This is a genomic window from Acidovorax sp. ACV02 (assembly GCF_014851475.1).
Classification (GTDB): Bacteria; Pseudomonadota; Gammaproteobacteria; order Burkholderiales; family Burkholderiaceae_C; genus Acidovorax; species Acidovorax delafieldii.
The window spans coordinates 261061-273345 of sequence record NZ_JACUZU010000006.1 but is presented as its reverse complement, the minus strand read 5'-3'; the positions used below and the strand labels follow the sequence as shown (position 1 = coordinate 273345).

The window sequence follows — 12285 nt, the reverse complement described above, 5'->3', positions numbered from 1 at the left end:
CGCTGCACCAATCGCCGCGCCCTGTGCATCTGCGGTCTCTGGCGGTCTGCAGCGTTGCAAATACTCGCAATAGCTACGGCTATTGCTGCGTTTTGCGCCTGGCAGCCCCTCCGATCCGCAGCGCATACTGACCGCTCGATGCGTGCAGCGAATCCCTAACGCAGCAGCTTTTTGAGCTCTGGCCACACGTTGGCCAGCATTTGCGGATGCGCTTCGGCGCGAGGGTGAATGCGGTCGGGCTGGAACAGGCGGGTCGGGTCCGGTCCGTCAGCCACACCCTTCAAGAAAAATGGCACCACAGCCGCCTTGTGGGTCTGCGCCACGGTGGTGAACAGACCCGCAAACTTGTTCGCGTAGTCGGTGCCATAGTTGGGCGGCACCTGCATGCCCACCAGCAAGACCTTGGCCCCGGCCTTTTGCGCCGCCTGGGTCATCCAGGCCAGGTTCTCTTCGGTGTTCTTGAGCGGCAGGCCGCGCAGGGCATCGTTGCCCCCCAGTTCAATCACCACATGGCTGGGCTTGTGCTGCGCGAGCAGTGCAGCCAGGCGCGAGCGGCCGCCCGAGGTGGTCTCGCCGCTCACGCTGGCATTGACCACGGTGGCTGCGAGCTTGTCTTGCGCCAGTTGTTTTTCCAGCAGTGCCACCCAGCCCGTGCCCCGCGCCAGGCCGTATTCGGCGCTGAGCGAATCTCCCAGCACCAGAATCACCGAAGGGCGTCCGGCAGTCCCTGCCTTGGCGGCGGCCTGCGCAAAGGCCGTGGGCGCACAAAGCCCCACCACCAGGCCGATAGATGCGCTCAGGATAAAGTGGCGCCGTTGCTGCAGATTGCGAATCAAAGTAAAGAGCCTTTCATGTCCGAACCCTCCCCGCTGCCCAAGACACCGCCCGCCACCCCCATCATTGCCGTGGAGCATGTGTTCAAGTCGGTGACGGATTCCACCGGAACCCTCGACATTCTGCGGGATATCGATTTCCGCCTGGCTGCCAGGGAAACGGCAGCCATCGTCGGCGCCTCGGGCTCGGGCAAGAGCACGCTGCTGTCCATCATCGCGGGGCTCGATACCCCCACGCGCGGAACGGTGCGGCTGGACGGCCACGACCTGTTTGCCATCGATGAAGATGCGCGGGCTGCATTGCGGGCCCAGAAGGTGGGTTTTGTGTTCCAGAGCTTCCAGCTCATGGGCAACCTCACAGCGCTGGAGAACGTCATGCTGCCGCTGGAGCTGGCCGACCGCCGCGATGCACGCAAGGCCGCCACCGAGATGCTGGCGCGCGTGGGGCTGGGGCAGCGCCTGTCGCACTACCCCAAGGTGCTGTCGGGCGGCGAGCAGCAGCGCGTGGCCCTGGCCCGGGCATTTGTGGTGCAGCCTGCCGTGCTGCTGGCCGACGAGCCCACGGGCAGCCTGGACTTTGCGACCGGCGAAACCATCATGAAGCTCATGTTCGAGCTCAACCGCGAGTTGGGCACAACGCTGGTGCTGGTGACCCACGACCGCGCGATCGCCGCGCAGTGCGAGCGGCGCATCACGATCGATGCAGGGCGCGTGGTGTGAGTGGTGGGCGGGGTTTTTGAGTGTTTTGGGCCGCAGGCGCTAGTGAAACATGTGCAAGCAGCTATGAATTTGATAGTGGTCTGAGGGAGTGGGCTGCGCCCAGCGGATAATCCCCCCATGTCCAGCCCCAAAGTTCTCTTCGGCTTTCACGCCGTGGGCGTGCGTCTGAAGACCGCGCCGCAATCCATCATCGAGATTTACTACGAAGCCACGCGCCGCGATGCGCGCATGCGCCAGTTTCTCGACCGTGCCCGCGAGGCCGGTGCCCGCCTCATCGAAGCCGACAGCGTGCGCATCGCCAAGCTGGCGGGCAGCCACGGCCACCAGGGGGTGGCCGCGCGCGTGGAGCCCGTGGCGCAGGTCACCTCGCTCGATGAGCTGCTGGAAAACCTCGAAGCCGCAGGCATCGAGCAGCCCCTGCTGCTGGTGCTGGACGGCGTGACCGACCCGCACAACCTGGGTGCCTGCCTGCGTGTGGCCGACGGCGCTGGTGCCCATGCCGTCATCGCCCCCAAGGACCACGCCGTGGGCATCAACGCCACCGTGGCCAAGGTGGCCAGCGGTGCGGCCGAGACCATGCCGTATTTCATGGTCACCAACCTCTCGCGCACCCTGAACGAACTCAAGGAGCGCAACATCTGGTGCATCGGCACCAGCGACGATGCGCCCAAGACCATTTATCAGGTGGACCTGAAAGGCCCCGTGGCCCTGGTGCTGGGCGCCGAGGGCGACGGCATGCGCCAGCTCACGCGCAAGACCTGCGATGAGCTGGTCAGCATCCCCATGAAGGGCGCGGTCGAGAGCCTGAACGTGTCCGTGGCCAGCGGTGTGTGCCTGTACGAGGCGCTGCGCCAGAGGACTTGATCCTCGGCCCGCTGGCTCCACCGAGGAAGGCACCATGCTGGACACCGTGAAAGCCTGGGTCCGGCAAAGCCAGCGCATCGCCGTGCTGACGGGCGCAGGGGTCAGCGCCGAATCTGGCGTGCCCACCTTCCGCGATGTGCAGACGGGCTACTGGGCGCAGTTCCGCCCCGAAGACATGGCGACCGAGGCAGGTTTTCGCGCTCACCCACAGCGGGTGTGGGACTGGTACCAGTACCGGCGCGACCTGCTGGCTGGTGTGTCGCCCAACGCAGGGCATCTGGCGCTGGCCGACTTTCAGCGCCGCCACCCCGACTGCATCACCCTCATCACCCAGAACGTGGACGGGCTGCACCAGCGCGCGGGCAGCACCGGCGTGCTGTGCCTGCACGGCTACATTTTTCAGGACCGCTGGCTCGACACCCCGCGCAACTGCTGCTTCATCGACCACGCAGTGGCCGGCCACCCGCCGTACTGCGACCGCTGCGGCAACCTGGTGCGCCCGGGCGTGGTGTGGTTTGGCGAGCCTTTGCCGCTGGCGACGTTGGAGGCCGCCGAACAGGCGGCCAACCAATGCGACCTGATGCTGGTGGTGGGCACGGCCGGTGCGGTGTACCCCGCAGCGGGTGTGGCCCACCAGGCTCGGGCCGCCGGTGCCAGGGTGGTGGTGCTCAACCCCGCGCCCAGTGCGTTGGACGATGTAGCGCACGCGGTGCTGCGCGGCACGGCGGCGACGGTGCTGCCGCAGTTGCTGGACGATTGAGCGGGCGTGCGTGGCGCAGGCGCTCAGCCCTGGGTTGCGCGGTGCTGCAGGGGCTCACACGCTGTCGAATCCCGGTAGAAACCCTAATTTGACGTACTCCTGCCACCCTTTGTCGCACAGCTGACAGGCGGGGAGGCGCTCTGGCCGGTAGCCTGCCTCACCTTTGTTCTATCTGCCCTGCACACCATGAGCCGTCGCCACTTTCTTTTGCGTGCCACCCAGGCCGTTGCCGCCACTGGCCTGCCCGCATGGGCCCACACCGCGATGGCGGCCGAGGAGGCGTTGACTGCGCGCTCCATCACTCTGGGCTGTTCCATTGCCCTGACGGGCCCGCTCGGCCAGGCAGGCATCGAGCAGGTGGCGGGCATGAAGGCCGCGTTTGCCGAGGTGAATGCCGCTGGCGGCGTGTTGGGCCGCGAGATCCGCATGGAGGTCAAGGACGACGGCTACGTGGCTGCGCGCACGCTCAAGAACGTGACCGACATGGTCGATGCGCAGTCGGTGTTCGCGCTCATCTCGCCGCTGGGCACGGCCAACACCGCGTCCATCCTGCCGCTCATCGAGTCCAAGGGCATTCCTACGGTGGGCCCGGTGACCGGTGCCACGTCGCTGCGTGCGGCGGCCAACAAGCACGTGTTCTTCTTGCGCCCCAGCTACCGCGAGGAGACACAGCGCCTGGTCAAGCAGATCGTGGACATGGGCCTCAAGCGCATTGCCGTGGTGTACCTGGACAACCCGTTTGGCAAAGAGGTGCTCAAGGACATGTCCGCGGCGCTGGACGAGATCAAGGTCGAGCGCGGCGGCGAGTTTGCGCTGGCCGTGGACGGCAAAAATGGCGCCGAGCTGGCCGACAAGGTGGCGGCAGAGCGCCCCGGTGCCGTGCTGCTGGCCACCACGGGCACGGCCAACACCGCATTTGTGCAGGCTTTCCGTGCCAAGGCGCAGGGCGTGCCGCTGGCCGGCCTGTCTGTCACGGTGATCTCGTCGGAGTTGCCCAAGCTGGCCGCGTCCACGCGCGGGCTGGCGCTGGTGCAGGTGTTCCCGGATGCCAACTCGCAAAAGTCGGTGGTGGTGCGCAAGTTCCAGAGCACCATGAAAGCCACGGGGGGTGATCCTGCGTTCTTGAACAGCGGCAGCGCGCTGGAAGGCTGGCTCAACGCCCAGATCATGATCGAAGGCCTGAAGAACGCAGGCAAGGAGCCCACGCGCGAACGCCTGCGCGCCGGGCTGATGGCCATCCGGTCTCTGTCGTTTGGCGACTTCAACGTGGGCTTTGGCAACAAGGCGCCCTACATCGGCTCGGACGCCATCTACCTGGCGATCTACGCGGAGAACGGTCGCCGGATCAGCTAGCGCGCAGATCGCGCCCTCCCGCTCAGCGGCAAGACCGACAGCCTCACAAGGTGCAAGGGCCAGCGCATGCGCTGGCCCCTTTTTTGGTGGCACCGCCAGGTGAGGTGTCTCACCCCGTAGCTCAGACCAGCCCCAGCGCACCCAGCAGTGCACCGGCGCCCAGCATCCACAGCAGGTGCAGCTTGGTGCGCCAGACCAGCACCGTGGCTGTGGCGGTTAGCAGCCACAGTGGCCAGTCGGTGGTCCATTCGCCATGGGCGCGCGCCAGCACCCAGGACGTAGCCACCAGCAGGCCGATCACCACCGGGGCCATGCCTTGCTTGAACGCGCGCACGCCGCGCCGCTCGCGGTTGCGGTGGCCCCAGCGCGTGGCCGTCCAGGTCAGCAGGCTGCTGGGCAGCATCACGCCCAGCATGCACACCGCCATGCCCAGCGCGCCCAGCAGCCAGCCAGCCACACCGGGGCCGCCTGCATTGATGCCCACGTTCCAGCCCAGCAGGGCGATGAACAGCACATTGGGGCCCGGTGCGGCCTGGGCGATGGCGATGGAGGCGTTGAACTGCGGGTCGGTCAGCCACGCCTGGCGTTCGACCAGAAAGCGGTGCATGTCGGGCGCGGTGGCAATGGCGCCACCCACCGCCAGCAGCGACAGCGACAGGTAGTACAGGAACAGGTTGAACCAGTCGCCGATGCTCAGGGCCATCAGCGGCGCGGTGAGGGAGGCGGTGCTGCTCATGGTGCGAGCTTTCTCCAGGTCAGCAGGCAGGCGGCCCCGCCGATCACCGGCAGGATCCAGAAGAGCGGCCAGCGCAGCCAGGCCATGGCCACGATGGTCAGCGCCGTGATGGCCAGGCACAGGGGGCGGCCGAGCGGATGGTTGCGGATGGAGACAAACAGCTTGATACCCACCCCGGCAATCAGGCCTGCCGCCACGGCCCCCATGCCACGCAGCGCGCCTGCCACGGCCGGTTGGGCAGAGAACTGCGCATACACCACCGCCAGCGCCAGCACCAGCATCAGCGGAAACGTCAGCATGCCCGCCAGCGCTGCAAACGCGCCGCGCAGGCCAAAGTAGCGGTCCCCGATCATGATGCTGAGGTTGACCACGTTGGGGCCCGGCATGATCTGCGCCACGGCCCAGTCTTCGACAAACTCCTCGTTCGTCATCCAGCGTTTTTTCTCCACCAGTTCGCGCTGCACGACCGCCAGAACACCGCCAAAACCCTGCAGCGCCAGCCAGGTGAAGGACCAGAACAGATCGGTCGGGTTGCGGGGCTGCGGGCGCGCAGGCGTTTCGGTGGGGGGGGGAGAGGCGGTGGCGGGTGCCATGGGTGCAAGATTCAGTGAAAAGTGGCTGATGCGCCGGTAATTCATGCCTTGATAGCTATCATTGTGATAGCTGTTCGGTGATGCGGCGGCCCCCGTGATGTTACGCGCGCATGAGGCGGTGCGCTGGCGTCGGGGCGTCGTCATCGGGCAAGCCCGGGGCGGCCATTGGTGCACGCACGCAAGGCGGTGTGCCGCTATGCTGCCGGGTGGTACGCCCCCCGGGGCCCTGGATTCATCCATAGAGACAAGGACACCCCATGAAACTCATTCGATACGGCCAGCCTGGTGCAGAACGCCCCGGTCTGGTGGACGCCCAAGGCACGCTGCGCGACCTGTCCATGCTGTTGCCTGATATCGGCCCCGCGCAGCTCAGCCCGCGCGCCCTGTCGGCGCTGGCCGCCATTGACGCGCGCCGCCTGCCTGCCGTCTATGGCTCGCCCCGCCTGGGCAGTCCGGTGGGCGGTGTGGGCAAGATCGTGTGCGTGGGCCTCAACTATGCCGACCACGCCAAGGAGGCGGGCATGCAGCCGCCCGCCGAGCCGGTGCTGTTCATGAAGGCCGTGACCGCGCTGAGCGGCCCCAACGATGATGTGCGGATACCGCCCGGCGCCACCAAGACCGACTGGGAGGTGGAGCTGGGCATCGTCATCGGCACCCGCGCCCGCCATGTGTCCGAGGCCGACGCGCTGGCCCATGTCGCCGGTTATGTGCTGGCCAACGATGTGTCCGAGCGCGCCTGGCAGTTGGAGCGTGGCGGGCAGTGGGACAAGGGCAAGAGCTACGACACCTTCGCGCCCATCGGCCCCTGGCTGGTGACGGCCGATGAGGTGGCCGACCCCCACGCTATCGACCTGTGGCTGGAGGTGAATGGCCAACGTGTGCAAAACGGCAGCACGCGCAATTTCATTTTTGGCGTGCCCGCCGTGGTGTCGTACATCAGCCAGTTCATGACCCTGGAGCCGGGCGACCTCATCCTGACCGGCACGCCTGCAGGCGTGGGCCTGGGGCAAAAGCCCGCGCCGTGGTTCCTCAAGCCTGGTGATGTGGTGCGCCTGGGCGCCACGGGGCTGGGCGAGCAGCTGCAAAAGTGCGTGGGTGGGTGAGGCTGGCTGAGACCAGCAGGGGCGTAGTGTGGTCACGCACACCCGAGGGGGGTAGGCCCATCGGGCTTCGTCAGGCCAGCTTGCCCTTGAGCGCATGCCCCTGGGTGCGCCAGCCCGCTTGGTCTGCATGGGCCACCTTGAAGACCTTGAGGTCCGCCTGGCTCTCGCGCTTGACCTTGAATATTTTGAAGCTGGCCTGGTTCTCGTAGTTCACGAAGAACCAGGACGCATCGCCTGTGGCCTGTGTGGCGTAGGCGACCTCGTGCCAGCACAGGTCGGCCTGGCTCTCGTAGGCCACTTCGCACACGCGTGCATCGGCCTGGTTCTCGTATTTCACTTCCAGAATTTTGGCCACGGGCGTCCTTCGGGTTGTAGGTCTGCTAACGCTGGGAGCCTGCAAACGGCAGCCCTTTGCAGGTTTCAGCCGAGAGGTTGGCGGCAGCGCGGCCCACCAAGATAATCCAAAACCGCTGGCATCGTGCTGGCAGCGGTGCAAGAGGATGTAAGAGCCCGCTGCGGCCACCTGTTGGTTTGGCTTGTCGGGAGTGTGCATGTATGGTGCTGGCTTGTACCTTTGACTTTGGAAGCCCCCATGCCCCATACCGCGCGCCGTGCTCATACCGAGGGCCACCGTTCTGACCGCATTGGCTGGCTACGCGCCGCGGTGCTGGGGGCCAATGACGGCATCGTCTCCACCGCCAGCCTGGTGGTGGGCGTGGCGGCTGCGCAATCGAGCCAGTCCACCATCGTGGTGACGGCGGTCGCTGGGCTGGTGGCGGGCGCCATGTCGATGGCGGCGGGCGAATATGTGTCGGTGCATTCGCAGGCCGACACCGAAAAGGCAGACCTTGACCGCGAGCGCGCGGAGCTGACCACAGACCCTGCGGCCGAGGCGCGCGAACTGACCGCCATCTACGTCGGCCGAGGCCTGACCCCCGAGCTGGCCCAGCAGGTGTCAGCGCAGCTGATGGCGCACGACGCGCTGGGCGCACACGCGCGGGACGAGTTGAATGTGTCCCCAGCGCTGGCTGCCCGACCGGTGCAAGCGGCCCTTACATCAGCCGCCAGCTTTGCGGTAGGGGCAGCCCTGCCGCTGGCTGTTGCCGTGGTGGCGCCCGCCAGCAGCCTGCTGTATGCGGTGGCGGGCTCGGCGCTGATCTTTTTGGCGCTGCTGGGGGCTGTGGCAGCGCGCACAGGTGGCGCAAGCATGGCCGTGGGGGCCTGGCGCGTGAGCTTCTGGGGGGCTCTGGCCATGGCCATTACGGCGGGGGTGGGTGCATGGTTTGGGGCGCCGGTGTGATGTCCGCTGGAGCGTACGGCTCAAAATGGCTCAAAGTGCTTGATTTATATGCCTTGAATGCTATGAATTTTCTGGTTTTTGCTGCGCCTGCTGTGCTCCTTCCCCCGCACTTCAAACCCAGTGTTCATGACAGGGCACGTGAGCAGGTGTCAGGTTGATGTACTGCACCAGCCGCGGCCGTGTGCCCCGATTGGGGCTGGGGCCGTGGGGCAGGGCCTGGTGCCAGATCACCAGGTCGCCTGCGTCGGCTCCGATGGGCGTGGCGCCCAGGGCTTGCAGGTCTTGCTGGCGGGGAGCGGCATCCGCGGGGAGCTGGCTCAGCCAGTCACCCATGCGGCGATGAAATCCCGGCACCAGGGTGAGGGCGCCTTGTTCGGGGGGCGTGTCGGTCAGGTACAGGATGCCTTGGGTGGCAAAGGGTATGGGCTGGTAGAGGCTCACATCCCAGTGCATGCCCTGGCCCCCGTAGGGGTAGCCGGGACGCTCGGGCGCGTTGAAGCCGCACCGGTCGGTGCTGCGCCATAGGTCGGCTGTGCCCCATAGCTGGGCGAACGCCTTGTGGATGCGCAGGGAGCGGCGGTTGACTTCAAAAGCTGGGTGTTGAAACAGTTGCACCATGGTGTTGCGTGGGGCGTGGGCATACCAGGATTGCGCATCTGCAGGGTCTGCCCGCACTGCGTCCCACACCACCTGCGCTGCCGCGGCGCTGTCGGCTGCGGGGACGGCTTGGCGCACGACCACATAGCCATGCGTTTCCCAGTGGGCCAGGTCGTCGGCATCCAGCACCGGCTCCATGGCATCGATTTGGGCGTGAAGTTCCACAAAGGCTTGCGGTGCAGGATGGCCTTCCACAAGCGCTTGAAGTCGCTCCACGGTGATTGCGTCGGGCACGCCCGCCGTGCGGACGATCCAGTCTTCAAAGGTTGCAAAGTCTGGGGCCTGGCGCATCACGTACTGCATGGTTTGCTCCAACCCCACACCCAGCGCTGACAGCACGATCTGCGTGCGGTGGGCTTCAGCTTGCGCACCTGCTGCAACCAGCCCCTGCCGGGTTGACATCCAGCGCGCCCAGCAGCGCTTGATGTGTGGGACTTGCAGGGCACCCACCTCCGCATCGTGCGGCAAGGATGCATGGGCTGGCGCGAGCATGGATTTCTGGATGGGGGTGTACATGGATGGACGCAGAAAGCTAAGACGGTTCAGTGTGGTCAATCATCACGGAGTCAGGGCTATGCCGCCCGCAAGCCTTTGGGTGACCGTACTGCGTACACTGGACGGGGCATCCCGCAGCAGGTTCGGCCATTCGCTACTGGCTCGCTTCACCACATCCCGCAGCAGCGCCAGGTGCCGGGGCACGCGCAGCAGCCCGGCGGATTTCATCAGGCCTTCCATGTCATCCCAGGTCAGCGCCCGCAGGGTTTTGTCGATGGCTCGGTTCACGGCGTACTGCTGGTCTGGCACGCCATCAAAAAACGCGGCCACGCATACCGGGTCATACAGCGGGGCCAGTTGGGGCACACGGCCGTCGGGGTAGATCAGGGCCCAGTTTTTGAGGTGGGCGTCGGTGTTGCCCATCAGGATGAAGGCCACCATGCGCGCGAGAAACTCTCGCGTGTCCTGCACCGGCTGCCGGCTCAGGCGGTTGAGCACACGCAGCATGGTGGCCCAGTCGTGCAATACCCCCTTGCCGTGAGACTTGCCGTATTTTTGGCGGGGCGTGTAGCCCAGCACCTGGTTGAACTCCTCCATGTGCACACGGGCGCCGCCGGGCAGGTGGTCAAAGCGCTGCACGGCCAGGATGTCGTTGAAGGGCACGGTGTCGGGCAGGTCGGCCTCGGCGCGGGTGATGACGCGCACATCGGCCACGTTCAGCCCCAGTGCCTTGCACAGCTGGTAGCCGGTGTACTCGTTGGCCACCAGGTCCGGGTGCGCGGTGGTAGGCAGCTTCAAAATCACGCTGCCCGCCGCGCCCTGGCGGTGCACGGTGTAGCGTCGGCCGTCCTGCACCGCGCTGAACTTGGTCACCACGCCGGGGAGCGAGGCTGCGTCTTCCACCGGGAACTCCACAAACCCTGGCTCCAGCACATCGAGCCCCTGTGTGGTGTGCCAGTAGCGCACCACGTCTGGGATGCCGTCTTGCGCGGGCACGGGCTCCACCTCCAGCGCGCCCATCAGATCATGGCCTGCAGCGGCCAGCAGCTCGAACTCGTCGTCGGGGCTGCAGCCGCGCTCGCGCGCCAGCCGCTCGCGGTTGTGGCCTTCGGGCAGCAGGTTCTGGAAGTACACGGGCCAGCGCCCATCGGTGCGCACCAGCCGCGCATCGCGTGCTGATGCCAGGATCTGCTGCGTGGCGGCCTCGTCCGCGCCCTGGTAGCTGAGCGACAGGGTGGGGCGCTGCGGGTTGCGGATGTAGCTCTCGTCAAACGACACACGCAGGATGTCGCCGTATTGCGAGAGGTAGCCGATGGCCTCACGACGCTTGGCTGTCGTACCTGACTCGCCCGCACTGCCGTCCGCCTGCGGGGGGCGGTGCAGGTACAGGCGCAGGTAACGGATGGAGGTGCTCATGGGGTTTGGGCTGGGCAGTGCGGTAGGGTGGTGCGTCGTCAGAGTCAGCGGCGCAGGCTATCCACCACCGAGGGCGGCGCATCCACCCCCTCGGGCTGGCCCAGAAACTTGCCACCGGCCTGAATGAATGCCTCCAGGCTGGGCCGCAGGCTGCTGGGTACGGCAATGATGTCCATGCCCAGCACCCGCGCCATTTCGGCCAGGGTGGAATAGCGGGGGTCCAGGTCGCCGCCTTCGGTGCGCTGCACCGTCATGCGGGAGAGACCCGCACTTTCGGCCAACTGGGCCTGGGTCATCTGGTGGGCTTTGCGGGCGGCGGCGAGAGCGGGGATGAGATCGTTTGGCATGATGATATTTATACTCTTTTTTAAGACAAAGAGTATATAAATATACAAATTTTCGCTGCCATGACTCGGTTTAGAACGAAGCCAACGAAGCCAACGAAGCCGACGAAGCCAACGGAGGCAATACCTCGCTGCGCTCTGTGCAAAACCGCTGGGCCTCCTCCAGCAGCCACTCTTTCACCAGCTCCATTGCCGGGCTAGGGTGCGTGGTGGTCACAAACGAATAGGCCGCGCGCGATGTCACGCTGCGCCCCAGCAGCGGCACCAGGCGCCCGGCCTTCACATCCTGCAGCACCAGCGCGGCGCGGCCCATGGCAATGCCCTGGCCGGCCAGCGCTGCGCCGAGGGCCAGTTGCGACAGGTTGAACTGCTGGCCGCCCGCCCAGGGCGGTGGTGCGGCGCCCATCTGCGCAAACCAGTGTTGCCATTCTTCGTAGGTGTCTGCGCCTTCCCAGGCGCTGCCGTCGTGCAGCAGCCATTCGCCGTGCAGATCATCGGGCGCGTTGATGGGAGGGTGTCGGGCCAGGAACTCGGGGCTGGCCACCGGAATGAGCCATTCGTCCAGGAACACGGTGGCATTCAGGTCGCGGTAACCACCCAGGTCAAAGCGCACGGCGGCTTCCACGCCGTCGCGCACCATGCGGGTGCGGTCCAGCGTGTGGAACTCGCCAAACACGCGCAGCCCGGTGTGGGGGTGCTGGCGAAAGAAGTCGCCCAGCCGGGGGGTGAGCCAGCTCATGGCAAACGAGGGCGAGCAGCTCAGCGTGGCGGTGGCGGCCTCTGTCGGCTGGCGCATCTGGGCCAGGGTGCTTTCTATGGCGTCAAAGCTCTCTCGCAGCACCACGGCCAGCCATTTGCCCTCGGGCGTCGGCACCAGGGCGCGCGGCGTGCGCAGGAACAGGGGGCGGCGCAGCCAGTCTTCGAGCTGCTTGACCTGCTGGCTCACGGCGCCCTGTGTGATGCACAGCTCGGCCGCCGCCTTGGTAAAGCTGCCGTGGCGGGCGGCTGCATCAAAACTGCGCAGCCAGGCGAGCAGGGAGGGGGAGAGGCGAATATCCATTATTAATACTAATGATGCGCTCAATATAAATGGTTTGTGACGGGGGCGTGA

Annotated in this window: 14 protein-coding genes; 6 read left to right on the top strand and 8 right to left on the bottom strand. The window is 66.2% G+C overall.

The features are described from left to right. Positions 1–155 precede the first annotated feature (155 nt). Complete coding sequence (locus IB236_RS16090) at positions 156–836, bottom strand: arylesterase (RefSeq protein ID WP_015013948.1); 681 nt, start codon at positions 834–836, stop codon at positions 156–158. Between the two features lie 15 nt (positions 837–851). On the opposite strand from IB236_RS16090, the gene IB236_RS16085 reads away from it, so the two are divergent. The 4 genes from IB236_RS16085 (at position 852) to IB236_RS16070 (ending at position 4530) form a co-directional block, all read left to right on the top strand. Then, positions 852–1553, top strand: a complete 702-nt coding sequence (locus IB236_RS16085) for an ABC transporter ATP-binding protein (RefSeq protein WP_056063137.1) — start codon at positions 852–854, stop codon at positions 1551–1553. 117 nt (positions 1554–1670) lie between these two features. Next, positions 1671–2417, top strand: a complete 747-nt coding sequence (gene rlmB / locus IB236_RS16080; RefSeq protein ID WP_056063133.1) for a 23S rRNA (guanosine(2251)-2'-O)-methyltransferase RlmB — start codon at positions 1671–1673, stop codon at positions 2415–2417. Positions 2418–2451: 34 nt separating this feature from the next. Beyond that, entirely contained in the window at positions 2452–3177 is a 726-nt protein-coding gene (locus tag IB236_RS16075) for an NAD-dependent deacylase (protein WP_192421450.1), read from the top strand. Positions 3178–3363: 186 nt separating this feature from the next. Beyond that, positions 3364–4530 (top strand): ABC transporter substrate-binding protein, encoded by a 1167-nt coding sequence (locus IB236_RS16070; RefSeq protein WP_056063128.1) that lies wholly within the window; start codon positions 3364–3366, stop codon positions 4528–4530. 121 nt (positions 4531–4651) lie between these two features. Here IB236_RS16070 and IB236_RS16065 read toward each other — a convergent pair whose 3' ends face one another. Together IB236_RS16065 and IB236_RS16060 are read right to left on the bottom strand one after the other, a co-directional pair. Then, positions 4652–5266: a chromate transporter gene (locus IB236_RS16065; protein ID WP_146870802.1), complete on the bottom strand. Its 615-nt coding sequence runs from the start codon at positions 5264–5266 to the stop codon at positions 4652–4654. Continuing rightward, on the bottom strand, positions 5263–5859 hold the full coding sequence (locus tag IB236_RS16060; protein WP_099732119.1) for a chromate transporter: 597 nt from the start codon (positions 5857–5859) through the stop codon (positions 5263–5265). Before IB236_RS16060 ends, IB236_RS16065 begins: the two co-directional genes overlap by 4 nt. A 257-nt stretch (positions 5860–6116) precedes the next feature. On the opposite strand from IB236_RS16060, the gene IB236_RS16055 reads away from it, so the two are divergent. Beyond that, on the top strand, positions 6117–6962 hold the full coding sequence (locus tag IB236_RS16055) for a fumarylacetoacetate hydrolase family protein (RefSeq protein ID WP_192421449.1): 846 nt from the start codon (positions 6117–6119) through the stop codon (positions 6960–6962). Between the two features lie 70 nt (positions 6963–7032). Here IB236_RS16055 and IB236_RS16050 read toward each other — a convergent pair whose 3' ends face one another. Further along, complete coding sequence (locus IB236_RS16050; RefSeq protein WP_146870804.1) at positions 7033–7317, bottom strand: DUF6150 family protein; 285 nt, start codon at positions 7315–7317, stop codon at positions 7033–7035. 237 nt (positions 7318–7554) lie between these two features. On the opposite strand from IB236_RS16050, the gene IB236_RS16045 reads away from it, so the two are divergent. Beyond that, positions 7555–8262, top strand: coding sequence for a VIT family protein (locus tag IB236_RS16045; protein WP_192421448.1), 708 nt, complete (start codon positions 7555–7557; stop codon positions 8260–8262). A gap of 111 nt (positions 8263–8373) precedes the next feature. On the opposite strand, the gene IB236_RS16040 is transcribed toward IB236_RS16045, so the two are convergent. From IB236_RS16040 to IB236_RS16025, 4 genes are all read right to left on the bottom strand, one after another. Beyond that, positions 8374–9435: a phytanoyl-CoA dioxygenase family protein gene (locus IB236_RS16040; protein WP_225581187.1), complete on the bottom strand. Its 1062-nt coding sequence runs from the start codon at positions 9433–9435 to the stop codon at positions 8374–8376. A gap of 42 nt (positions 9436–9477) precedes the next feature. Next, positions 9478–10830, bottom strand: coding sequence for a type II toxin-antitoxin system HipA family toxin (locus IB236_RS16035; RefSeq protein WP_192421447.1), 1353 nt, complete (start codon positions 10828–10830; stop codon positions 9478–9480). Between the two features lie 44 nt (positions 10831–10874). Continuing rightward, positions 10875–11177, bottom strand: coding sequence for a helix-turn-helix transcriptional regulator (locus IB236_RS16030; RefSeq protein ID WP_056744627.1), 303 nt, complete (start codon positions 11175–11177; stop codon positions 10875–10877). 70 nt (positions 11178–11247) lie between these two features. Then, positions 11248–12234, bottom strand: a complete 987-nt coding sequence (locus IB236_RS16025) for a LysR substrate-binding domain-containing protein (RefSeq protein WP_192421446.1) — start codon at positions 12232–12234, stop codon at positions 11248–11250. Between the last annotated feature and the right edge of the window lie 51 nt (positions 12235–12285).